This is a genomic window from Sphingomonas ginsenosidivorax (genome assembly GCF_007995065.1).
GTDB lineage: Bacteria > Pseudomonadota > Alphaproteobacteria > Sphingomonadales > Sphingomonadaceae > Sphingomonas > Sphingomonas ginsenosidivorax.
Genome location: NZ_VOQR01000001.1, coordinates 1,030,019 through 1,053,596, shown reverse-complemented (window position 1 = coordinate 1,053,596; position 23,578 = coordinate 1,030,019). Strand labels below are relative to the sequence as shown.

Sequence of the window (23,578 nt, the reverse complement as noted above, 5' to 3'; positions counted from 1 at the left end):
CTATCGTAAAGTCTTGCCACCGGTTTTCTGCGGCACCGATTGCGGACGGCCGAGCTGTATTCGATCACCCTCAAGCGAAAAACGTACAAATTTGGCCATCTACACAGACAATAGACGGGCGGCCGGGACGATCTGCGGTGGCGCTACCGAGGGACTTAGCCAGTTGTCACCAAAGCCTGCCGTTCAATACTCACGGTACCGCTACCGCTTGACATTCATTCTCGATCAATTAAAGAATGTTCCCACATTGTGAAATGACAAGCCATTTCATGATGTAACGCGGAGACGGGGGAAAACCCGTTCCGAGCAGGGATGGCCGGCGGTGTGTGCTGCGCGGTCGAAAGGGAGGATAGCATGAAGGCTTCGATCCAACGCCGTCGGACGCGCATCCTGTGCGGGACGATGCTCGCATCGCTCGGCATGGCGTTCCAGCCCGTCGCCGCGCAGACCGCGCCGCAGCCGGGTGCAGCCACCGCGCCGGCCGACGCCGCCGCACAGCCGCTTCCCGCGACCGGCCAGACCGATCCCGCCGCAACCGCCACGCCCGAGGGCGATCCCGCCGCGGCCGCCGACATCGTCGTCACCGGATCGCGCATCGCGCGCACCGGCTTCGACGCCTCCACCCCGGTCAGCGTCGTCAACGCCGACGACATCAAGCTGTCGGGCAACGTCAACGTCGAACGGACGCTGTCTCAGATCCCGCAGGCGGTCGGCTCGCAACTGGGCGGTGCGACCTCGAACACGGTTCCGGGCGGCTATGCCGACGTCAACCTTCGCGGCTTCGGCTCGACGCGCAACCTGGTGCTGGTCAACGGCCGCCGCTTCGCGATCTTCGGTCCCGAACAGGTCACCGATCTCAACACGATCCCGTCGAGCCTGGTGGAGCGGACGGAGATCGTCACCGGCGGATCGTCAGCAGTCTACGGTTCGGACGCCATCACGGGCGTCGTCAACTTCATCATCCGTGACGATTTCTCCGGCGTCGAGGCACGCTCGCAGGTCAATATCGACCGCCCGACCGGTACCCCCGTGTACAATGTCGACCTGACCGCCGGGACCAATTTCGGCGACGGGCGCGGCAACATCGTCGTCGCCGGCAACTATCTGAAGCGCGGCGCGATCACGCGCGGCCAGCGCGGCAGCTTCGCCTTCGACTCGCTCAACGACGGCTGCGTCACGCGCGACAGCGTCAGCGCGAACGGCAAGGGCACGCCCTTCACTCCCGCCGCCGGGCTGGGCTGCGTCGCCGGCGGCGGTGCGCTCGGCTTTATCGCGGGCGGCAGCGGCGATATCCCCAACGGCCGCTTCTCCGGCATCCCGGCCGCCGGCGGCAGCAACGCCGCGCTCAACGCCGCCTATGCCGCGGCAGGGCTCAGCCAGCTGACGACGCGCGGCTTCACCTTCAACGATGGTGGCACCGCAGCACGGCCGCAGATCACGCCGCAGGACGACTTCAACCTCGGGCCGGACAATTACCTGATCCAGCCGATGAAGCGCTGGATGGCGAACGGGTTCGCGCATTACGACTTCAGCGACGCGATCACCGCCTATACCGAGCTGCACTACAGCCGGAACACGGTGAACGCGCGGCTCGCGCCCACCAATGTCGGCGCGCCGACGCTGTTCAACGTCAACAATCCGTATCTGACGCCGCAGCTGCAGGGCGTGCTGAACCAGCTCGACCAGGCCGAGACGGGTACGACGACGGTGCCCAGCGGCACCACCAGCCGCACGACGGTACGCGGCGACGGGCTCGCGGTGCTGACCGCCGGACGTCGTTATGTCGAAGTCGGTCCGCGCCTCGCCAAGGAACAGCGCAACGTCTTCCGTGGCGCCTGGGGCGTGCGCGGTTCGCTCGGCGACGTGTCGGAGAGCTTCCTCAGCGACCTGAAGTACGACGCCTATTACACCTATGCGCGCAGCAAGGACACGCTGACGCTGGACAACGCGATCTCGCGCAGCCGGCTGCAGGCGAACCTGTTGTCGGTCGGCGGCGCGGCGCCGGTCTGCAACATCTTCGGGCAGAACGTGAACGCCGCCTGCGTCTCGGCAATCTCGATCAGCGCGGTCAACACCACGATCGCCAAGCAGCAGGTCGCGCAAGGCAGCCTGACCGGAACGCTGTTCCAGCTGCCCGCGGGCCCGGTCGGCTTCTCGTCGGGCTTCGAATGGCGCAAGACGAGCGCGCAATATTCGCCCGACGCCTTTCTCTCGTCGGGGGACGTCGCCGGCTTCAACCCCGGCCTGCCGACGCGCGGCAGCGTCAACGTGAAGGAGGTGTTCGGCGAAGTCCGCGTGCCGCTGATCCACGACACGCCGTTCATCGAGAGCCTCGTCGCCAACGGCGCGTTCCGCTATTCCAAGTACAGCCTGGGCGGCATCGGCGGGGTGTGGACCTATCTGGGCGGTCTCGACTGGCGCGTGAACCGCGACCTCGCCTTCCGCGGCCAGTATCAGCGCGCGATCCGCGCGCCCAACGTGTCCGAGCTGTTCGGCGGCGTGACCCGCGTCGTCAGCGTCGCGACCGACCCGTGCTCGAGCCGGGCCCCCGTGGCGCAGCAGACCGCGGCGGTGCGTGCGGTGTGCGTCGCGACCGGTGTGCCGGCGGCGAACGTCTTCACCGCGAGCGTCCAGCCCAATCCGATCATCCCGGCGGATTTCGGCGGCAACACCGCGCTCGGCGCGGAGAAGTCGGACACCTACACGGTCGGCGCGGTGATCACCCCGCGCATGGTCCCCGGGCTGTTCCTCAGCGTCGACTATTTCAACATCACGCTCGACGGCGCGGTGTCGGCGCTGGGCGGCGGGCTGCAGAACACGTTCAACCTCTGCTACACCGTGCTGCAGGATGCCGGCAGCGACTTCTGCCGCGCGATCGCGCGCAACCCGACGACGGGCGAGGTCAACGAACCCTATGTCGCGCGTATCCTCAACGCCAACACTGGCTCGCTGAAGACCTCGGGCCTCGACTTCGCGGCGCGCTACCGGCTCGATCTGGGCTTCGGGCTGCCGGGTATCGGCACCAGCAGCAAGCTCGAGTTCGGCACCAACTATACCTGGCTGGCGGAATTCACCTCGACCCCGGTCGCGGCGCTTCCCACCATCCAGAACAAGTGCGCGGGGTCGTACGGCCCGACCTGCGGCCAGCCGCTGCCGCGCTGGCGCGGCACGTCGCGGCTGACCTGGACGATCGAGGATCTGAGCCTCAGCGTCCGGCATCGCTATGTCGGACCGGTGACGACCGACCGCTTCGTCGTGCCGTTGCGCCAGGGGTCCGCCGCAACGCCGACGCTCGACAGCATCGCCTTCCCCAAACTGGGCGACGAGAATTACTTCGACGTGTCGTTCAGCTATGACCTGGCCAAGGGCGTGGAGGTGTTCGGCGGCGCCAACAACGTCTTCAACAACAACCCGCCGATCACCACGCAGGGGCCGAGTGCGAACACCTTCGCGGCGACCTACGACGTGCTGGGGACCGAGTTCTTCCTGGGCGCGACGCTGAAGTTCTGATCCACCGTCGACCGGGAGTGACGCGAATGACCTTGGACCGCCGTTCGATCATCATGGGGGGCGCCGGGCTCGCCGCGCTCTCCGGCGCCACGGCCGGTCGCGCGGAGCCCGTCGTGACGGGCTCCCCCAATGGTGGGCCCAGCGGCTGGCTCGACGTCCGCCACTACGGCGCGACGGGCGACGGCACGACGATCGACACACCTGCGTTCAACCGCGCGATCGACGCCGCAGCAGCGCGCGGCGGCGGCACCGTCCATATCCCCGCCGGCACCTATGCGTGCTACACGATCCGCCTGAAGAGCCGGGTCACGCTGCATCTCGACAACGGTGCGACGATCCTCGCCGCCGCGCCGAACGGCACGACCGGCTACGACATCGCCGAGCCCAATCCCTGGGACGCGTTCCAGGATTTCGGCCACAGCCACTGGAAGAACAGCCTGATCTGGGGCGAAGGACTCCACGATATCGCGATCGTCGGCGCCGGCCTGATCTGGGGCAAGGGGCTGGGCCGCGGCGACGGCAAGGACAATTGGCTGAAGGACCCGAACGGCCCGGGCACCGGCAACAAGGCGATTGCGCTCAAGAACTGCCGCAACGTGCTGCTGCGCGACTTCAAGCTGCTCGAGGGTGGCTGGTTCGCGCTGCTGGCGACGGGCGTCGACAACCTGACGATCGACAATCTGCTCGTCGACACCAACCGGGACGGCTTCGACATCGACTGCTGCCGCAACGTCCGCGTCAGCAACTGCACCGTCAACGCGCCCTATGACGACGCTATCTGCCCCAAGAGCAGCTATGCGCTCGGCGAACCGCGGATCACCGAGAACCTGACGATCGCCAACTGCCTGGTGACCGGCAACTACAAGATCGGTTCGGTCATCGACGGCACTTGGCAGAAGATGCCGGCGTCCTTCTCGAAGCTGATCCACGGCCGCATCAAGTTCGGCACCGAGACCAATGGCGGGTTCCGCAACATCGCGGTCACCAACTGCATCTTCGAGGACAGCCGCGGGCTCGCGTTCGAGACCGTCGACGGCGCGATGATCGAGGACGTGGTGGTCAGCAACATCACGATGCGCGGGATCGTCGACGCGCCGCTGTTCCTGCGGCTCGGCCGGCGGATGCGCGGGCCCAAGGGCCGGCCGATCGGCACGATGCGGCGGATCCTGATCCAGAACATCGTCAGTTCGAACGCGACGCTCCTGCCCTCCGTCATCGCCGGGCTCGCCGGGCATCCGATCGAGGACGTCCGGATCAGCGACGTGTTCCTGCACCAGGTCGGCGGCGCGCCCGCGGCGATGGCGAAGCTGCAGCCGCCCGAGGAGGAGCTCGGCTATCCCGAGGCGACGATGTTCGGCGACCTGCCCGCGACCGGGCTGTTCGTCCGCCACGCGCGCAACCTGGAGCTCAGCAACATCGAGATCGCGGTCGCCGCCGCCGATGCGCGCCCGGCGTTCCGCTTCGACGACGTCGCCGATGCGGACGCCTTCCGCGTCAAGGTGCCCGCCGGTGTCGGGTTCGTGTTGAAGGATGTCACCGGCTTTCGCAGCTTCGGCAGCCGGCGCGTTCCCGACCGGACCTTGCCCGGGCCCTTCACGGGCGAGGTGTAGGCGCCGGCGTCCGCCAGCTCACGCGGTAGGTGACGCGGAAGCCGTCGTGATCGGACAGTTTCGGACTGCCGGCCGACCCGTCGAACATCGCTTCGACCCGGATCGGTATGATCTGCACGTCGGCCCCGCTTTCGAACAGCTGCAGGTCCTGCGTGTCCATCCAGGGTTCGTCGCCGTCCCACGATATGCGCGTGTCGCAGCGCAGCGGCTGGTCGGTGCACCATTCGTGGACGATCTCGAAGGGTTCGGTGACGTTGCGGAACCGCTCGAACCGGATCGCCGAGCCGCGCATGTTGAAGTCGCCGCCGAGCACGGTCGGCACGTCGGGACTGCCGACCGCCGCCACGAACTTGCCCAGTTCCTCGACCTGAAGCCGGTGCGCGCGGGCGTGACGCTTGGGCGACACCCGCGAGGCGCCCTGCGAATTGAGGTGCGTGTTGAACAGGGCGATCGTCCCGGGAACGCCGGGCACCGCGATCCGCGCATAGAGCATGCCCTTGTTGCTCAGGCAGTCGAACCCCGCGCACCGCCGCCGCCCGAACGGCTCTGACCGCGTGTCGAGGATCGGAAACGCGCTGAGGATCGCGAGGCCCGACCCCGCCAGATGCAGCCCGAGCTCGCCCTTCTTCCATCTGTAGGGCGCCGGCATGACGCCTGCCCCCGCAAGCTGTTTCCGCTGCGTCCGGGACGGGCCCGTCACCATGTTGGCATAATCGAGGCCCGCGACGGCGCGGACGGCGGCCGGGCTGAACATCTCCTGGATCATGACGACGTCGGGCGCGTCGCCCCTGGCCGCCATGGCGCGCAGGACCGCACCGATCCGTTCCAGCGATGGACCACGACCGCTACGGGCAGGCCAGCCCAGGCCCTCGATGTTGAAGGTGAGAACGTCGAAGGTCGTGCTGTGCCGCAGCCCGTCGGCGGATATCGCGATCGGCCTGGCAGCTCTGGCCGACATCACGTTCGTCCGGGGCGGCGGCAGCGAGGCGCAGCCGGCCAGCAGCCCCAGCATGACGACGGCAGGCCGCCACCGTCGAGCGGAAGGGGAAAAGCGGCGATGGTCCAGGACTGGCATGCGAAGTCCGCGCTGTGAGAAGTACCCGCCGAGAACGCAACCCCGCACCTCGCGGGTCCAGCGCGACGCGCGGCGAAGACCGTATCCTTCACGGGCAGCCCGTCCCTCCCCATAACGTACCCCTGCAGGCCGGCCGCGGGTCATCTCCGAATGATCCATGTAAGAGATTGGAGTTCAACGACATGATACGCGCTCGTCCCTGGTGAAGACCGGTGTCGCGTATCCGCACGGATGGCGTCGTCTTCGACCGGAGGACGAGGAACTATGCCCGTAGTCTGCGCTGCATCCTGCACTGCCATACGGACGTGGTGCTGATGGAGCACGGCCTCGCGTCCGCTGCCAGCTCGTTCATGGACGATCAGAACGAGATGGCCGGCCGGCTGCGCAACCATCCCTGGTGCGACACCGCGCTCGGGCTGCCGCAACACTGGCCGGAGGCGCTGCGCACGCTGGTCGGCGTGATGCTCGGGTCCGATCAGCCGATGTTCACCGCCTGGGGACCGGACCGGCTGATGCTGTACAATGACGGCTATGCGCAGGTGCTGGGAAATAAGCATCCCGCCGCGCTGGGTCGACCATGCCGCGACGTCTGGGCGGAGATATGGCCGATGCTGGCGCCGCTGTTCCAGCGCGTCTTCGAGGGCAAGGCCGTGCACGAGGCGGACATGCTGCTGTCGCTCGATCGCTACGGCTATCTCGAGGACGCCTATTTCTCGTTCTCGTACACCCCGGTCCGCGATGCCGCCGGTGCCGTCGCGGGGCTGTTCTGCGCCTGTCGCGAAACGACGCTCGAGGTCGCCGTGAACCGCCGCGTGATCGCCGAGCGCGAACTGTTGTGGCGCAACTCACAGGACATGCTGGTCATCCTCGACGATGCCGGGATCTTCGAGGCGGTGAACCCGGCGGCCGCGCGGATCCTGGGATGGCAGCCGGAGGACATGACCGGGCGGTCGGTCTTCGACTTCATCCATCCCGACGATCGGGCGGACGCGCGCGCGGTGCTGGCGCAGGCGGCGCAGGGTCCTTTGCCGGCCTATGAGGTCCGGTTCCTCGACAAGGGGAACGGCGTGCGCTGGATGTCCTGGGTCGCCGCGCCGCAGGGCCAGTCCATCTACGCCACCGGCCGTGACATCTCGGACGCCAAGGCGCAGGCGGAAGCCCTGCGGCAGGTCGAGGACCGGTTGCGGCATGCGCAGCAGCTCGAAGCGATCGGCAAGCTGACGGGCGGGGTCGCGCATGATTTCAACAACCTGCTGACCGTCATTCGCGGGTCGGTCGATCTGCTGCAACGACCCGGCCTCGCAGAGGCGCGGCGCCAGCGCTATACCGCCGCGATCGCCGAAGCCGCCGACCGGGCCAGCAGGCTGACGGCGCAACTGCTGGCGTTTGCCCGTCGCCAGGCGCTGAAGCCCGAGCCGCTGGATTGCCGGATGGCGCTGCACGCACTCGCGCCGTTGATCGGTCCGCTCGTCGGCGCGGACATTCACATCGCCTGGACGATCCCCGACGCGCCCTGCCCGATCCTGGTCGACCACGGCCAGTTCGACACCACCATCATCAACCTGATCGTCAACGCGCGCGATGCGATGGCCGGACGCGGAGCGCTGACGATCGGCGTCGAACGGATGCCCCCACCGGCGGGCTATGACGGAGAGCGGGACCGCGACTGCTTCGCCATCGCGGTCACGGACACCGGTTGCGGCATCCCGGCCGATATCCTGCCGAGCGTCTTCGAGCCCTTCTTCACGACCAAGGCAAAGACGCTGGGCACCGGACTGGGACTGTCCCAGGCGTTCGGGTTCGCCAAACAGTCGGGCGGCGACATCGCGATCGTCAGCGACGTCGGATCGGGAACGACGGTCACGATCTACCTGCCCGTCTCGGCCGACCAGCCGACGGTCGCTGCCGCTCGCCCCCTGGACCCGGTCGACTTCGCGGGCGCGAACATCCTCCTGGTCGAGGACGATGCCGACGTCCGGCAGTTCGCGACCGACGTGCTTCTCGACCTCGATCATTCGGTGGTCGCCGCCGAGAACGGCCACAGGGCGCTCGAACACCTGTCGACGACGGCAACGCCGTTCGACATCGTCCTCTCCGACGTGATGATGCCCGGGATGACCGGACTGGAGCTCGGGGCCACCGTCCGGGCGCAGTACCCGCAGACCCCGATCGTGCTCACCAGCGGCTACAGCGATGTCCTCGCCGATGGCGGCGCCGCCGGGTTCGACCTGCTGCACAAACCCTATTCCGCCGCGCAGCTCGTCGCCTTCCTGAAGACAGCGATCTCGCACCATCGCGCAGCGTCCGCCACGAGCGCGCCCTAGGCCGCGGCGTCTCACCGCTTTCCGACGGGGTTGCCGGCGACCGCTCCGATGGCGGGCTGGCCGGCAACCCCGTCGAACGCGGATCGTCGGATGCGGACCGAGCATGCGTGCGTGCTGGCCATGTCGGGCAAAACCCTGCAAGGCGTTCCCCGCGGCCTCGGTTCGAAAGAACGATCATGTGCTTTTCGGCGACGGCCAGTTTCACGGCCTCGGGCGTGCTCGCCACGATCGGCGTCGCCACCCTGCGGCACGTCCGCGATCCGCGCGCGCTGCTGTTCGCGTCGGTCCCGCTGCTGTTCGCGATCCACCAATGTTCCGAAGGGCTGGTGTGGCTTGCGCTCGACGGCGGGATCGACCGGCCGGCGCTGGACCATTCCGTCTTCCTCTTCACCTTCTATGCGCTCGGGATCCTGCCGTTGCTGATGCCGGTCTCGGTGGCGTTGCTGGAACCCGCGGGCGTGCGCCGGCGGGCGATCCTGGGTTTGACCGCGGTCGGTGCGTTCGTCTGCATCTGGGACGTGGCCGGCCTGGTGGCGTTTCCCACCCGCGCCGTCATCGACCATCATTCGATCGCCTATTACAACCCGGTCACGAGCCGGCTGTGGATCTCGGCGCTCTATATCCTGGCGACGTGCGGTGCGCTCCTGCTGTCAACGCACCGGGTGGTGCGGACGTACGGCGTGCTCAACGTCATCGGGCTGACGATCGTGCACGTCGTGAAGGGCTATGCGTTCGCCTCGGTCTGGTGCTTCTACGCCGCTGTCCTGAGCGCCGTGCTGTATTGGCAGTTCCACCGGCAAACCATCAACGTCGAGACCCCGAATGGCGCGAGCCCGTTCCTGCGACCGTTTCTGTTGTCGTGGCTGCACCCCCGGCACGCGGTACGCTAACGCAGCCGGCGCGACATCGCATCCCGGCCGATGCCGGATTGAACGCAGCCCGCGGTCATGCCACGGCGGCACGGTCCCGGCGGGCCGCCCCCGCTGCCAGGAGCGGATGCCATGACCGACCCATCGCCGCTGACGATCACGATCGACGGCCGCCGGATCGTCGACATCGCGTCGTTCTACGACGAGATCAATCGCGTGTTCATGGCCGGCGAGGACTGGACGCTGGGCCAAAGCCTCGATGCGCTGAACGACCTGCTGTACGGGGGGTATGGCGTGATGACGGGCAAGCCGGCCGTAACGCTGGTCTGGCACGACATCGCGCACAGCCGCGCCGCCCTGGGCGTCGATGCGACCAGGGCGTTCCTGCGCGCGAAGCTCGAGGACCCGGCAAGGTTTAACACGGCGCTGATCACGGCGCAGCTCGACGCGCTCGACCAGGGGCGCGGCCAGACCTATTTCGATATCGTCCTGGACATCATCGACGATCATCCGAACATCACGCTCGTACCGCGCTGACGCGGCAGCGGTCCTGCCGAAGAGCAGACGCCCGACCCGCCCCTCGGCGTGGCGATCACGACAGCGGCGGCTGTCCGTTCGATGCGGTCAGGCCGCCGTCGACCGGCAAATTGACCCCGGTGACGAAGCGCGCGTCGTTGCTGGCCAGAAACGCGATGGCGCCCGCGATGTCGGCGGGCTCGGCGCCGCGACCGATCGGGATCCGCTCCTCGAACTTGGCGATGAGTTCGGGCTGCTCCTTCATCCCCGCGGTCAGCGCGGTATAGGTGAGCGACGGGTTTACCGCGTTGACGCGCACGCCGTGCTTCGCCTCGTCCATCGCCAGCGCGCGCGTTAAATTGCTGACCGCGCCCTTGGCGGCGCAGTAGAAGCTGTGGTTCCAGTCGCCGCCGAGCCCAGACACCGACGATATGTTGACGATGCAGCCCTTGGCCGCGCGCAAATGCGGGATCGCCGCGCGGCTCATATGGACCACGCCGTACAGGTCGGTCTCGATCACCTTGGTGAATGCGGCAAAGTCGCCTTCGTCGACCAGACCGAGATGGTCGACGCCGGCATCGTTGACCAGCACGTCGATCCGCCCGAACCGGTCGACCGCGGTCTTGACCAGCGCCTCGCAGGCCGCGCGGTCGGTCACGTCGGTTTCCTGCGTCGCGATCGTCCCGCCCAGCGCAGCCGCCAGCGTGTCGAGCGCGCCGGTGTCGATGTCGCCCAGCACGAGCGTCGCGCCTTCCTCGGCGAAGCGGCGCGCGGCGCCTTCACCGATGCCCGAGGCGGCACCGGTGATGACGACGACCTTGTCGGCGAAGCGCGCCATCACGCGTTCTCCGATTGCGCTTCGTGCTTGCCCTCGCAGAATTCCTCGACGAGCTTCGCGCAGAATGCGGGCAGGTCGTCTGGGGTGCGGCTGGTGACCAGGCCCTGATCGACCACGACCTCCTGGTCGACCCAGGTTCCGCCGGCGTTTTCGATATCGGTTTGCAACGTCGCGAACGACGTCAGCGTGCGGCCGCGGACCTGGTCGGCCTCGATCAGCGTCCACGGCGCGTGGCAGATCGCGGCAACCGGCTTCTGCGCCGCGAAGAACGCCCGCACGAAGGCGATCACCGCGTCCGACCCGCGCAGCGTGTCCGCGCCGACGCACCCGCCCGGGATCACCAGACCGTCGAACTCGGCCGCCGAGACGTCGCCGATCGCCTTGTCGATCGTGAACTTGGCACCGGGGTCGAGGTCGTTGTTGACCGTCTGCGCCTCGCCCGTCTCGAGGCTGATGACGGTCACGGTACCGCCTGCCTGCTCGACGGCGGCCTTGGGCTGCGCGAACTCGGGCTCCTCAGTGCCGCGGGGTGCGATCAGGATGGCGATGGTCTTGCCTTGAAGCTTCATGGGTCGTCCTTTCGAAAAAAGCAGATCTGGTGTGCGGTCTCAGGCCGGGATGTCGTCGACGCTCGCGGTGTTGGCGGCGGCGATGCCGGTCTCGCGGTGGCGGAAGTCGCTGAGCGCGCGATAGACCTGCAGACGCGCCCGCATCACGCCCCCAAGGGGGCGATGCGCCGCCAGGCTGTGCGCCGGACGGAACGTCATCACCTCGTCGAAATAGCGGACGCGGGCAGCGCTGTATGCGTCCTGACGGGGCAGCCGGATCGTCGCGATCGTCCGATAGGCGCTGTCCTCGGTAGGCCAGTCGACCGACGTGTCCTCGATCGGTTGGGTGTCCGCATTGGCCCAGAGCTGTGCCCGCAGTTCGAACACCGCATCGTTGCCGTCGAAATAGGCGATCGCGGCGTGCCGGAAGCCGTCCTCGTCTTGATGCGGATCGAGCGTCCATCCATCGAGCGCGCGTTGTTCCGCGGCAACCGGAAACGCCCCGAGCTTGGCGACATAATCGCCGAACCGGATCGGGCACTGGCTGAAATAGCACTCGTCGAGCGGATGGCTGAACGGATGGCCATAGAAGTCGAGCGTCGGACTGGGCGATCCGGCAACCGCGTTCAGCACCGCGTTGATGTTGCGCGCGACCGAGGCAGCCGCGCTCTTGACGGCTTCGGGCATCGGCACCGTCATGCCGATCTTCTTCGCCTGGCTCAGGAACCCGGCGGCAGTACCGGCGGGGAAGGTCGTGCCGCTCGCCAGCACGAAATCCTGCGTTGGCGCATCATGGCCCGCAAGCGCCTCGCCCTCGACGCCGAAGATCTTGATCGCCATGCCGCGATGCGTCGACACCCGGTCTCCCAGTTTTTCGCCAGGCCCCTGCGCAAAGCGTACGGCAACGGCGAACGTGCCCGGGGTCGCGAACAGTCCCTGCGCCAGTTCCGGCGGCAAGTCGTCGGCGACCGTCAGTTCGCCGACGACGCAGGCGGTGCTCTTGGCATGGCTGGCGCGCACGGCATGACCGTCACGCTTCTCGACCGTCTGGCTTTCCTGGGTCATCCCCTGGATGATGCCGTCGATGCTCTCCTGCTCGCCCGGCTCAAGCGTTTCTATGTCGTCGCGGTAAGGTAGATAGGCCATGACCGCCTCTCCCTCTGTTCGTGTGCTGGATAGGGTGTTCGGGACTTTGCCGATCGGCTAGCGGTCCGCCCGCGCCTCGGTCGCGTCGGACGCGAGCCTCGCCCGCGGTGTCGGATGTCTGGTGTTGGCGATCATGCAATGCTCCTGCCTGTCGGGTCATCAACAAGCAGGAGCGAGCAACGTTTCTGTACGAAACCGTGCCAAGTCACGGCAGGCACGGGCGGTCATAGTCCAGCGGATGCGGATCCGGAGCAGAGCGCGGACGGCTGCCGTGCCTGATCCCGGCCCGTGCTGATTACGCGGGGCCGGCGTACTGGTCGTCGGTGACGGGCTCCAGCCAGTCGACGCTGGCGCCGTCCTCGGCCTCGGCGATGGCGGCGTGCGTCATCCCGCTGGTCCCTGTCGCGCCGTGCCAGTGCTTGACGCCCGGTGCGATCCACACCGTGTCGCCGGTTGCCATCGCCTGAACCGCCTCACCCTCTGCCTGGACCCAGCCCTGCCCCGCGGTAACGATCAGCAACTGGCCGACCGGATGGGTATGCCAGTTGGTGCGCGCGCCGGGCTGGAACGTGACCGTGGCCCCGCCGAGCCGCGCCCCGCCCGTCCCCTTGAACGCCGAGGCCACGGAAACCGAGCCTGTGAAGTAGTTCGCGGGCCCCGCCGCGGGCGACTGTCCCGCGGGCGTTACCTGGATGGTGTCGGAAGATTGAACCATGATTGCGTTGCTCCTTACCGGTTGATCATTTGCTGCTGCGACGCGGAATAGCGCTCGCCCTGCAGCGCGATGCCGTCGAGCGCCTGCGCGATGCGCGCCAGATCGTCGCCGGTCAGCCGGACGTCGACGCTGCCCAGGTTTTCCTCCAGCCGGTGCAGCTTCGTGGTGCCGGGAATGGGCACGATCCACGGCTTCTGGGCCAGCAGCCACGCCAGCGCGACCTGCGCCGGGGTCGCGCCCTTCTCGGCAGCGATCGATCCGACGAGCGTGACCAGTGCCTGGTTCGCCTTCATAGCATCGGCCTGGAAGCGTGGCACGGTGCTACGGAAATCGTCTGCGCCGAACACGCTGTCCTGATCGAACCGCCCGGTCAGGAACCCCTTGCCGAGCGGCGAGAACGGCACGAACCCGATCCCCAGTTCCTCCAGCAACGGCAGGATCTCGGCTTCCGGCTCGCGCCAGAACATCGAATATTCGCTCTGTAGCACCGCGACCGGCAGCACCGCATGCGCGGCGCGGATCGACTCCGGCCCCGCCTCCGACAGGCCGAAATGCTTGACCTTGCCGGCCTCGATCAGCTCCTTCACGGTTCCGGCGACGTCCTCCATCGGGACGGCCGGATCGACGCGATGCTGATAGAACAGGTCGATGCGATCGGTCCCCAGCCGGGCCAGGGCCTCGTCGGCGACCTGCCGGATCCGTTCGGGGCGGCTGTCGAGCCCATCGCCCGGCACGCCGTTCTTGAACCCGAACTTGGTCGCGATCACCACCTGGTCGCGGATCGGCGCCAGCGCTTCGCCGACAACCTCCTCGTTGATCCCGGGACCATAGGCTTCGGCGGTGTCGAAGAACGTCACGCCGCGATCGTGTGCGGCACGGATCAGTGCGATCGCCTCGTTGCGGTCGGTCGCGGGGCCATAGCCGAAGCTCAACCCCATGCAGCCAAGACCGAGAGCGGATACTTCGAGGCCGCCTCGGCCCAATACGCGGTTCTGCATGCTTTGCTCCTGTGTCGTCGTCGCGCGATGCCGGTGGACACCACGCCTCCAGGCATAGATAGGCGCGCCGCATTGTTCCGATTAGACAGTGCCAGCGGGATGGGCCTATGAGCTCGTGTCATGAAACTTTCGCGGACCGATCGATATCATGGGACGTGAGGATCTCGGCAGCCTGGCGATGTTCCTCGCGGTGGCGGAGGAAAAGAGCTTCACCCGCGCCGCCGCCCGGTTGGGCGTGTCGCAGTCCGCGCTGAGCCATTCGATGCGTCGCCTCGAAGCGAAGCTCGGGCTCCGCCTGCTGACCCGGACGACGCGCAGCGTATCCCCGACGATCGCGGGGGAGCGGCTGCTCGATACGCTTCGCCCGGCGCTCGACGACATCGACGACACGCTTTCCTCGCTGACCGCGCTGCGAGAGCGCCCCGCCGGTACGATCCGGATCACGACATCGAAGCATGCGGCGCGGACGATCCTGTGGCCGGTCGTCGAGCGGCTCACCGCGGACAATCCCGACATCGTGGTCGAACTGAGCGTCGACAGCGGGCTCACCGACATCGTCGCCGAGCGCTTCGATGCGGGCGTGCGCCTCGGCGAGCGGCTGGAAAAGGACATGATCGCGGTACGGATCGGGCCGAAGCTCCGCATGGCGGCGGTCGCCTCGCCGACGTATTTCGCAGCGCACGGCAAGCCGGAAACCCCCGCCGACCTGGCGCAGCACCAATGCATCAACCTGCGCTTCGTGAGCTCGGGAAGTCTGTATGCCTGGGAGTTCGAAAAGGCGGGTCGGGAACTGAAGGTGAAGGTCGACGGCCAACTCGTCATGAACGACCCCGATCTCACGCTCGAGGCAGCGATCGCCGGCCGCGGGATCGCCTTCGTGATCGAGGACCACGCCGCCGCCCAGATCGCGGACGGACGCCTCGTGCGCGTCCTGGACGATTGGTGCGAACCCTTTGACGGCCATTATCTCTATTACCCGAGCCGTCGCCAGCCGTCCCCGGCGTTCAGCCTGCTCCTGGATGCGCTTCGGCACCGCGACTAAGGTCCGGCATCGACGAGCCTCAGGACGGCGCCACGACGCGCCGTCGTCGAGACCGGTCCGCCTACTTTCGCACCAGCTTGAGCACGCCACCGTCATACCAGGGCATGGCCAACACGCCGCCGGCTCCACGGTACACGACGGGGCGGTCGCCCGGCCCCCAGCTGCCGGATCTGCAGCGGATCGCGAACGCCGTCGGCCGGGGAAGACCGAGCTTGCGAAGCTGCGGGCGCAAACCGGCCGGTGCCGGTGTTGCGAGCCGCCGGAAGCTCGGGCTCACACAGGCATCGCGGGTCGCGGGCGGCTGGTCCCAGGCAAGTCTTGCCTGCGAAAAGGTCAACCGCTTGCCCATCAGGCTGGGGTCGTTGTCGGCAAGCGCCTGCACGCCGGTATCGGACACCGCGACACCCGCGACCCGCCAGTGCCCCGCAAACGCAGCGGCGCCGTTCCCCGACTGTGCGATCCCTGGCGTCGCGGCGATCACCACCGCCGACACGACCGCAAAACCTCTCATCGTCATGGCTGACTCCCTTCGTCCCGCAGCGCGTGCCGGACCTCATCTATCCCGGCAAACCCCCGGCCGGAGACGAGGTTCCGATCGCCCGGCGCTTTCGACATGGGTCGGTGCGCCGATCCGGGCTCGTCAGAAAGGAAGCACCGTCGGCGCCTACGCCCTCGGAGCCTTGGGCGGCAGAGCGAACAGATCGACGAAGCGGCACGCAGCGTCGGTGCTGCCGGTTACCGCGATCGGCAACTGGTCGAGCGGCACCTTGCCATAGACGAGTGCGGCGATCATCGGCGGATCCGCCGCCAGCACGACATCGGCGGCCGCCGGATCCTCGCGCGTCACGTCGAGCGTCCCGCCGACGCGGACCACGAAGGCTTCGTGGTCGAAGCGAAAGCCGATCGCCGCGCGCCACCCGTCGCTGCCCCGGAACATCGTGCGGAACGACAGCATCAACGAGGCCGGCGAGATCGGCAGAGTCGGGTCGTGCCCCGGCGAACGCGCGGCCCAGCGCCCCAGCGCCTGGATGGCGTCCTCCGCCTCATAGCCCCACGGCGTCAGGCCATAGACCTGCACGCTGGCGGGCGGTGGCAGTTTCTCGCGACGCGCAATGCCTGCCGCGGCGAGCCCGTCGAGTCGCTGCGTCAAGGTGTTGGCGCTGATCCCCGGCAGCGCGGCCCGCAGTTCGCCGAACCGGCGCGGACCGAACATCAGTTCGCGGACGATCAACAACGACCACCGCTCACCGACCAGTTCCAGCGCATGCGCGGTGCCGCAGGCATCGTCATACCAGCGTTTCGCCGGCCCCGCCCCGTCGCCGGTCACATTTTCTAACTTCATGGTTGTTTTTCATAACCGGCAGCGGCAGTCTGCGCAAACAGCGAGTCGCCAAGGATTGGTTCGACATGGCCAAGACGATCTTCGTGAACCTGCCCGTCACCGACGTCGCCCGCGCGGCGGCGTTCTACGAGGCGATCGGCTTTACCCGGAACGCGATGTTCTCGACCGCGCAAGCCGCTGCGATGGAATGGTCGGACACGATCTCGGTGATGCTGCTCGATCATGGCATCTACGCCACCTTCACCGACAAGACGATCATCGACGCGCACACCAGCAGCGGCGTGCTGTTCGCGCTCTCGCGCGACAGTCGCGCGGAGGTGGACGCGATCACCGCGGCCGCCGTCGCCGCCGGGGGGCGCGAACTGCACGGCGCCGAGGATCTGGGCTTCATGTACAGCCGCGCGTTCGAGGATCCCGACGGCCATGGCTGGGGCCCGATGTTCATGGACATGGCGGCCGCCGCCGAGGCGATGCGCCAGCCCGAGGAGGCTGAGACCTGACCGACGCAAGGATCGGTGTCCACGCCGCCCGGCCGCATGGCGTGCGGTCCACGGCAGATAGGAGAGGATAGATGCGCCCGACCATCACCGCGTTCGACTGGGTTCCCGACTTCGCCAAGGGACAGGTCCGCGACCTGCGCGTCCGCTGGGCGCTCGAAGAGGTCGGCCAGCCCTATGACGTGATCTACCTGAGCCAGGGCGAGCAGAAACAGGCGCCGCACCGCGGGCGCCAGCCCTTCGGCCAGGTTCCGACCTACGAAGAGGGCGAGATACTGCTCTTCGAATCCGGCGCGATCGTCCACCACATCGCCAACACCCACGGCACCATGCTGCTCCCCGCCGATCCCGCGGCACGCGCGCGCGCGGTCGAATGGATGTTCGCCGCGCTCAACACGGTCGAGCCGCCGATCATGGACCATGCGACCGCCACCCTGTTCGAACGCGGCAAGCCGTGGTCGGCGCCGCGCCTGCCCTCGGTACTCGCGCGCATCGAGGAGCGGCTGGGCGAACTGTCCCGGCGATTGGGCGAGCAGACCTGGCTCGACGGCGACGTCTTCACCGCGGGCGACCTGCTGATGGTCGCGGTGTTGCGGATCATCGCCGACGACGGCCTGCTGGACGGCCACCCCACGCTGCGCGCCTATGTCGCGCGCGGTACCGCCCGCCCCGCCTTCGTCAGGGCGCTCGCCGACCAGATGGCAGGGTTCACCGGCGCGCCCGCGCCCGAATTCGCCGCATGGCTTGCCAGGCAGGGAGAGCGGGCATGACCAAGGACGCTGGCATTCCGGCCTGGTTCGAGCTCACCACGCCCGACGACGCCAAGGCGCAGGCCTTCTACGCCGCGACGATCGGCTGGACGATCGCGCCGTCGGGCATGGCCGAGCATGGCGAGTACCTGATCGCCACCGCGCCCGACGGCGCGGCGGTCGCCGGGATCATGACCCCGGCGCCCGGCGCCCCGTCGCTGTCCGGCTGGTCGATCTATTTCGGCACGCCCGACGTCGATGCCGCCGCGGCGAAGGTCCGGGATCTCGGCGGTTCGATCCCGGTCGCGCCGATGGACATCCCGGGCGTCGGCCGCTTCGCGATCGCGGCGGATCCGCAGGGCGTCGGATTCCTGCTCATGACCGGCGAGAGTTCGGATCCATCGACCGCGTTCGCCCAGGGGACGCAGCACGGCCACGGCGTCTGGGTCGAGCTCGCCACGCCCGACCCCGACGGCGCGCTGGCCTTTTACGGCGCGCTGTTCGGCTGGACCCGGGAAGGCGCGATGCCGATGGGGCCGATGGGCGACTATGTCTTCCTCGGCAGCGGCGAGGCACGCCCCGGCGCGGTGATGTCGAGCACGACGACCGGCGCCCCCGCCCGCTGGAACTGGTACGCCTACGTCCCCGACATCGACGCCGCGATCGCCGCCGCGACCGATCTGGGCGGCACCCTGCTGCAAGGCCCGGACCCGATCCCCGGCGGCGACTATTCCGCCAACGTCGGCGACACATCCGGCGCGCAGATCGGGCTGGTCGGTCCCCGCACGACCGCCGTGACATGACCGGGATCGCACCCTGCATCTGGTATGACGGCACTGCCGAGGACGCCGCGACCTTCTATGCCGCGACGTTCCCTGACAGCCACGTCGACGCCGTCCACCGCGCGCCTGCCGATTTCCCCGCCGGCAGAGGCGGCGACGTGCTCACCGTCGCGTTCACGGTATGCGGCATCGCCTTTCTCGGTCTCAACGGCGGCCCGCAATTCCCGCAGACCGAGGCCGTGTCGTTCCAGATCTATACCGACGACCAAGCCGAAACCGACCGCTATTGGACCGCGATCGTCGACAATGGCGGCGCCGAGAGCGCATGCGGGTGGTGCAAGGATCGATGGGGCGTGAACTGGCAGATCACGCCGCGCGTGCTGGTCGACGCGATCGCCAGTGCCAATAGCGCGATCGCCGCTCGCGCCTTCCAAGCGATGATGACGATGCGCAAGATCGACATCGCCGCGATCGAGAAAGCCGTCGCCGGACCGGCCGGCTGACCACGCCCCGTCGCGCAAACGCCTCGATTGCCGAGTGCAGAGGATAGACGATCAGCGAAATAATGGCGGCACGGACCCGCCCCGCCCTGCCCCGCCGCTATACTGGTGGTGGGAGGCACGCCATCGCGGATGCTGCCTTTCGTAGCGCAGTCGGAGTTCGCGATGACGATACGGATGTTCCTACGGGCCGGCGGTGCCGCGCTTCTGATCATGATCATCTTCGCGGCGGGCTTTGCCGCGTGGCGGATCAACGTGATCCGCATGGGTGGCCCGATCCAGGTCCAGTCCCAGCAGACCTCCGATCTCGTGGCGGATGTTCTGCCGCCGCCCGCCTATGTCATCGAAGCCTATCTCGAGGCGACGCTGCTCCTCCGGGACACGGCCGACGCGCCGGCGGCGTCCAGGCGACTGGCAAAGCTGCACGACGACTATCGCACCCGGCTCGACTATTGGGCGAAGGCCGGCATCGCGCCGGCGAACCTCGCCGCGCTGGTCGCCAGCCGGCCGGCGGCGGACGCGTTCTGGCAGGAAGTCGAGCAACGCTATCTCCCCGCCGCCCGCGCGGGGGATCTGCCCGCGATGGCGCGTAGCTATTCCGTCCTGTCCAATGCCTATGTCGCGCATCGCAAGGCCATCGACGCGCTCGTCAAGCGCGCGATCGCGCATCAGGCGGATCTCAACGCCCGTGCCGGCGCGACGCTTCGCTGGGCGCTGATCATGCTCGCGGTCCTGGGCGTGCTGATCGTCGGGGGAGTCGCGACCTTCTGCGCGCTCCTGCTGCAGCGCGTCGTCACCCCGATCGTCACGCTTTCGACGGCAACGGCCGAGCTCGCGCGGGGCGAGTCGGTCGCGGTACCCTATATCGATCGTACCGACGAACTCGGCCGCATCGCCGTCGCGGTCGAGAGCTTCCGCTGCGCGTCGAAGGCGCGGACCGAAGCGGATGCGGCAGCGGCGACCGAACACCGCACGGTCAACGACGCGCTCGCCACCGTACTGCAGACCATGGCCCGCGGCGACCTGACCCAGAAGGCCAACATCGAGTTTCCGCCGTCCTACCGCGCGGTCGGCGACAATCTCAACAGCGCCGTCGACACGTTGCGCGCGATGATCCAGACCGTCGTCGATACGGCGACCGATGTTCAGGGCGACGCCCGCGATATCGCGGCGGCATCCGAAGACATGGCACGACGGATCGAGAGCAACGCCGCCAGTCTCGAGGAGACCAGCGCTGCCCTGCTGCAGATCGACAACCGCCTGCGGTCCGCGTCCGAGGCGTCGGCGGATACCGTCGCCTGCGCCGACAGCGCGCTCGCGACCGTCGCCTCCGGCCGGTCGATCGCGGTGGACGCGGTGCAGGCGATGTCGCGCGTCGCGGCGAGTGCGAAAGGCACCGACGCCGTCATCGAGGGCCTCGACAAGATCGCCTTCCAGACGCGCGTCCTCGCGATGAACGCCGCCGTCGAGGCCGGGCGGGCGGGGGATGCCGGGCGTGGCTTCGCCGTCGTTGCCGACCTGGTTTCCGCGCTGGCGCAGCGCGCGGAGGAAGAAGCGAAGAGCGCGCGCGACCAGCTCACCACCACCCAGGTCGAGATCGTGACCGCGGTCTCGGCGGTCGAGCAGGTGGACCGCTCGCTCGAGGATATCGCGCACAACATGGGCAACGTGCACGGCCTGCTGAGCGGGATGGTCACCGACAACCATGCGCAGTCGCTCGCGGTGTCCGAGATTTCGGCCGCGGTGAACAACATGGACCTGACGACGCAGCAGAATGCCGGGATGGTCGCGGAAACCTCCGCTGCCGCCAACACGCTGTCGGCGCGGATCCAGACGATGGTCCAGCAGGCCGCCGCGTTCAAATTCGATCGCCGTACGCGCGACGTCAAGGTCGCGTTCGATCGCCGCGGCCGCGGCGACGGCGGGGGTGGCGGCCGAACCGAAGGGAGCCCGGCCGATCGCCGGGTCTCCCGGGCGCGAGTACCAGCCTGACCTTACCACCCCTGCCCCGCGCAACGGCAGGACTCCCCGCGTTCGACTGGCGCCGCCCCTCGTAGGACTGCCTGATCTCGCTGCCGCGTAGCCGTTGAGCCCCAAGGCGTTGCCTGCGGTCACGTACCGTCGGTGCGGATCGGCGACCGGTCCGCCAAGCCTGCGCGGACATCGAGCGCGAGCAGTTGATCTCCGTTCCTTCCACCGCCGTATGTTAGAGAGCGGTGTCCACCTGAAGCCTCAACGTATCTCCTTCAACGCCTGGCCAACGTCTGCGAGGTCGGCGGGGTTTGCTGCCACGCGGTCGACGACCAGGCGCTTTCCGGCGACATAGTCCTTGACCATGTTGACACAGTCGAGCGCGACCACGTGTCCGTCCTTCAGATAGACGATCGAGAAGCTGCGGGAGGCGGGATCGCCGCGGAGGACTTCGGTGTCGTGTCCAGCCGACAGGCCGATCGTCTGCAGTTTGAGGTCGTACTGGTCGGACCAGAACCATGGCACGGCGTGATAGGCCTGCACCTCGCCGGTGAGCGCGCGCGCGACGACGTTGGCCATGTCGTTGGCGTTCTGGACCGATTCCAGCCGGATCGGCAGGCCGTCCGCGAACGGGTTGGGATGGAGTGCGCAGTCGCCGATCGCATAGATGTCCGGGATCGACGTACGGCAATGCGCGTCGATCGCGACGCCGTTGCCGCCCTCCGCGCCCGCGGCGAGCAGCGGCTCGACGGCGGGGACGATACCGATCCCGACGATCACCATCTCGCACGCTATCACCTCGCCGTCCGCGAGCCGTACGCCCGCCGCCCGCCCGTCATGCCCGGTGATGCAGTCGACGACGCTGCCGAGCCGGATGTCGACGCCGTGCGCGCGGTGCTCGGCTTCGAAGAAGCGCGACAGCGCGACACCGGCCACGCGCGCGAGGACGCGGTCCTGCGCTTCGAGCACCGTCACCTGCTTGCCGAGCTTGGCGAGGACCGCCGCCGCCTCGAGCCCGATATAGCCGCCGCCGACCACGCACACCCGCGTCGTCGTCGCCAGTTCGGTCATCATCCGGTCGACGTCGGCGCGGCTGCGCACCGAATGGACGCCGGCAAGGTGATGACCCGAGCACGTCAACCGCCGGGCGTGGCCGCCGGCGGCCCAGATCAGCGTGCCATAGCCCGTCGTCGTGCCGTCCTCCGCGGTGACGGTGTGCGCATCGGGGTCGATGCGCACGACCTTGCGCCCCGTCAGCATCGCGACGTCGCGGTCGTGCCAGAAGGCGGCCGGCCGGATCAGCAGGCGCTCGAACGGCTTGGCGCCCGACAGATAGTCCTTCGACAATGGCGGTCGTTCGTAGGGAAGCTCGGGCTCCTCGCCGATGATCGCGATGGTGCCCGCGAACCTGCGTTGCCGGAGCGCCGCCGCGGCCTGTGCGCCCGCGTGACCTGCGCCGACGATCACCACGTCGTAGGTATTGCTCACCATGTTCGCTCCGCGTGACAGGCTGGATCAGGAATTGCGCATCTCGTGCAGGCGAAGCTCTCGTCGAATTCCGTGACCGACGCTACGCCGGGGGGGCGAGATCGATAGAGGGCGGATCGGCCTGCCGTCCCGCCCTGGCCAACGACGCGTTCGCTGGGCCAGCCCGCTCGCCGGAAGATCAGGCCCGGTACGGCGGACCTTGCCGAAAGGCGACGCTTCAGAGGATCGGAAGGTAATGCAGGAGAATCGCGACGGTCAAAGAACAGACGGCGAATCCAGCGACGATGGCGGCGATCTCCATTGCGAAGATGCATTCGACCTTGATGGCTTCGATGCGTTCAGAAGACTTGCGGGCTTGCATATGGCCTCTCCTCCCGACCATGATCACACGGAGACTTCGAATAGACCAGTATCCGGGGCGCTCCGGACCACGCCCGCAATCAATATCGCGCGCGCGATGCCGGTCGTGGCATGTTCACTGATGGGGAACGCCGGCTGATCGTTTCCCGCCGCGTGGCGATCGAACGGTCTGCCCTTTGCTAGAGCAATTCCAGCGAGGTGGTCAGACGGGTCAGGATGGCGGCGACCTCGCTCGGTGACGTCGTGCCGGCATCCTGCTTCAGCCACCACACGATCGTTTCGACGATCAGGTTGACGGTGCACGCGACACCCAGTTCGACGGGCAGCCACAGATCGGGCGTGGACCGTGTCACCGCGATCTCGCTCGACACGCGCAGCAATTCCGCCCGCATCGCACCCGCCGCGCCGCCGGTGAGTAACGCGGTCCACAAGGTACGATGCGCATCGACATACTCGCACAGGGTGAGAAATCCGGCATGGAGATCGACCTGCTGCTCGACCGGGACTGCAAGTTCGACGAGGCGCTGGATCTGGCCGGCGGCGACGTGATCGAGCAGCGCCTCCTTGGTCGGATGATGGCGGAAGAACGTCGCGTAATGCACCCCCGCCTCGGCGACCAGATGTCGTATCGTGATCTGGTCGAACGACTTCACCTCGAGCAGGCGGAGCATTGCGCCATGCAAGGCCTGCGCGCTTCG

The 23,578-nt window shown here is 67.9% G+C and carries 22 protein-coding genes; 11 read left to right on the top strand and 11 right to left on the bottom strand.

Annotation, left to right across the window (positions count from 1 at the left end):
• Nucleotides 1-354 precede the first annotated feature (354 nt).
• The gene (locus tag FSB78_RS04720) at nt 355-3,510 is read left to right on the top strand and encodes a TonB-dependent receptor domain-containing protein (protein WP_242008014.1); all 3,156 of its coding nucleotides are present in this window, start codon (nt 355-357) and stop codon (nt 3,508-3,510) included.
• A gap of 26 nt (nt 3,511-3,536) precedes the next feature.
• On the top strand, nt 3,537-5,120 hold the full coding sequence (locus FSB78_RS04715) for a rhamnogalacturonidase (RefSeq protein WP_147080407.1): 1,584 nt from the start codon (nt 3,537-3,539) through the stop codon (nt 5,118-5,120).
• On the opposite strand, the gene FSB78_RS04710 is transcribed toward FSB78_RS04715, so the two are convergent.
• Nucleotides 5,104-6,078 carry an endonuclease/exonuclease/phosphatase family protein gene (locus tag FSB78_RS04710; RefSeq protein ID WP_242008012.1) on the bottom strand — a complete coding sequence of 325 codons (975 nt, stop codon included), beginning with the start codon at nt 6,076-6,078 and terminating at the stop codon, nt 5,104-5,106. The two genes, FSB78_RS04715 and FSB78_RS04710, sit on opposite strands and share 17 nt — an antisense overlap.
• Nucleotides 6,079-6,509: 431 nt before the next feature.
• Between FSB78_RS04710 and FSB78_RS04705 the strand changes: the two genes are divergently transcribed.
• The 3 genes from FSB78_RS04705 (at nt 6,510) to FSB78_RS04695 (ending at nt 9,925) form a co-directional block, all read left to right on the top strand.
• Complete coding sequence (locus FSB78_RS04705) at nt 6,510-8,519, top strand: hybrid sensor histidine kinase/response regulator (protein WP_242008406.1); 2,010 nt, start codon at nt 6,510-6,512, stop codon at nt 8,517-8,519.
• 176 nt (nt 8,520-8,695) lie between these two features.
• Nucleotides 8,696-9,409, top strand: a complete 714-nt coding sequence (locus FSB78_RS04700; protein WP_147080401.1) for a DUF6629 family protein — start codon at nt 8,696-8,698, stop codon at nt 9,407-9,409.
• Nucleotides 9,410-9,520: 111 nt separating this feature from the next.
• Complete coding sequence (locus tag FSB78_RS04695; protein WP_147080399.1) at nt 9,521-9,925, top strand: barstar family protein; 405 nt, start codon at nt 9,521-9,523, stop codon at nt 9,923-9,925.
• Between the two features lie 55 nt (nt 9,926-9,980).
• On the opposite strand, the gene budC is transcribed toward FSB78_RS04695, so the two are convergent.
• The 5 genes from budC to FSB78_RS04670 all read right to left on the bottom strand — a co-directional run bounded on the left by budC (nt 9,981) and on the right by FSB78_RS04670 (nt 14,149).
• Complete coding sequence (gene budC / locus FSB78_RS04690) at nt 9,981-10,742, bottom strand: meso-2,3-butanediol dehydrogenase (RefSeq protein WP_147080397.1); 762 nt, start codon at nt 10,740-10,742, stop codon at nt 9,981-9,983.
• Complete coding sequence (locus FSB78_RS04685; protein ID WP_147080395.1) at nt 10,742-11,311, bottom strand: type 1 glutamine amidotransferase domain-containing protein; 570 nt, start codon at nt 11,309-11,311, stop codon at nt 10,742-10,744. The genes budC and FSB78_RS04685 overlap by 1 nt, the downstream gene beginning before the upstream one ends.
• A gap of 39 nt (nt 11,312-11,350) precedes the next feature.
• Nucleotides 11,351-12,436, bottom strand: coding sequence for a catalase family protein (locus FSB78_RS04680; RefSeq protein WP_147080393.1), 1,086 nt, complete (start codon nt 12,434-12,436; stop codon nt 11,351-11,353).
• A 295-nt stretch (nt 12,437-12,731) separates the two neighbouring features.
• On the bottom strand, nt 12,732-13,151 hold the full coding sequence (locus FSB78_RS04675; protein WP_147080391.1) for a (R)-mandelonitrile lyase: 420 nt from the start codon (nt 13,149-13,151) through the stop codon (nt 12,732-12,734).
• 14 nt (nt 13,152-13,165) lie between these two features.
• Entirely contained in the window at nt 13,166-14,149 is a 984-nt protein-coding gene (locus FSB78_RS04670; protein ID WP_147080389.1) for an aldo/keto reductase, read from the bottom strand.
• 148 nt (nt 14,150-14,297) lie between these two features.
• On the opposite strand from FSB78_RS04670, the gene FSB78_RS04665 reads away from it, so the two are divergent.
• Nucleotides 14,298-15,191, top strand: coding sequence for a LysR family transcriptional regulator (locus FSB78_RS04665; RefSeq protein WP_147080387.1), 894 nt, complete (start codon nt 14,298-14,300; stop codon nt 15,189-15,191).
• Nucleotides 15,192-15,252: 61 nt separating this feature from the next.
• Here FSB78_RS04665 and FSB78_RS04660 read toward each other — a convergent pair whose 3' ends face one another.
• Nucleotides 15,253-15,708 (bottom strand): hypothetical protein, encoded by a 456-nt coding sequence (locus tag FSB78_RS04660; RefSeq protein ID WP_199743116.1) that lies wholly within the window; start codon nt 15,706-15,708, stop codon nt 15,253-15,255.
• 147 nt (nt 15,709-15,855) lie between these two features.
• Nucleotides 15,856-16,533 carry a winged helix-turn-helix transcriptional regulator gene (locus tag FSB78_RS04655; RefSeq protein WP_147080385.1) on the bottom strand — a complete coding sequence of 226 codons (678 nt, stop codon included), beginning with the start codon at nt 16,531-16,533 and terminating at the stop codon, nt 15,856-15,858.
• 65 nt (nt 16,534-16,598) lie between these two features.
• Between FSB78_RS04655 and FSB78_RS04650 the strand changes: the two genes are divergently transcribed.
• From FSB78_RS04650 to FSB78_RS04630, 5 genes are all read left to right on the top strand, one after another.
• Nucleotides 16,599-17,033: a VOC family protein gene (locus FSB78_RS04650; protein WP_147080383.1), complete on the top strand. Its 435-nt coding sequence runs from the start codon at nt 16,599-16,601 to the stop codon at nt 17,031-17,033.
• 71 nt (nt 17,034-17,104) lie between these two features.
• The gene (locus tag FSB78_RS04645; RefSeq protein WP_147080381.1) at nt 17,105-17,800 is read left to right on the top strand and encodes a glutathione S-transferase family protein; all 696 of its coding nucleotides are present in this window, start codon (nt 17,105-17,107) and stop codon (nt 17,798-17,800) included.
• Nucleotides 17,797-18,582: a VOC family protein gene (locus FSB78_RS04640; protein WP_147080379.1), complete on the top strand. Its 786-nt coding sequence runs from the start codon at nt 17,797-17,799 to the stop codon at nt 18,580-18,582. The genes FSB78_RS04645 and FSB78_RS04640 overlap by 4 nt, the downstream gene beginning before the upstream one ends.
• Nucleotides 18,579-19,064 carry a VOC family protein gene (locus FSB78_RS04635; protein ID WP_147080377.1) on the top strand — a complete coding sequence of 162 codons (486 nt, stop codon included), beginning with the start codon at nt 18,579-18,581 and terminating at the stop codon, nt 19,062-19,064. Before FSB78_RS04640 ends, FSB78_RS04635 begins: the two co-directional genes overlap by 4 nt.
• Nucleotides 19,065-19,226: 162 nt before the next feature.
• Entirely contained in the window at nt 19,227-21,053 is a 1,827-nt protein-coding gene (locus FSB78_RS04630; protein ID WP_158637969.1) for a methyl-accepting chemotaxis protein, read from the top strand.
• A gap of 240 nt (nt 21,054-21,293) precedes the next feature.
• Here FSB78_RS04630 and FSB78_RS04625 read toward each other — a convergent pair whose 3' ends face one another.
• From FSB78_RS04625 to FSB78_RS04620, 3 genes are all read right to left on the bottom strand, one after another.
• On the bottom strand, nt 21,294-22,520 hold the full coding sequence (locus FSB78_RS04625; protein ID WP_147080373.1) for an NAD(P)/FAD-dependent oxidoreductase: 1,227 nt from the start codon (nt 22,518-22,520) through the stop codon (nt 21,294-21,296).
• Nucleotides 22,521-22,737: 217 nt separating this feature from the next.
• Nucleotides 22,738-22,881, bottom strand: a complete 144-nt coding sequence (locus FSB78_RS19080) for a hypothetical protein (RefSeq protein ID WP_158637968.1) — start codon at nt 22,879-22,881, stop codon at nt 22,738-22,740.
• Between the two features lie 178 nt (nt 22,882-23,059).
• Nucleotides 23,060-23,551, bottom strand: a complete 492-nt coding sequence (locus tag FSB78_RS04620) for a TetR/AcrR family transcriptional regulator (RefSeq protein WP_242008010.1) — start codon at nt 23,549-23,551, stop codon at nt 23,060-23,062.
• Nucleotides 23,552-23,578: the final 27 nt, after the last annotated feature.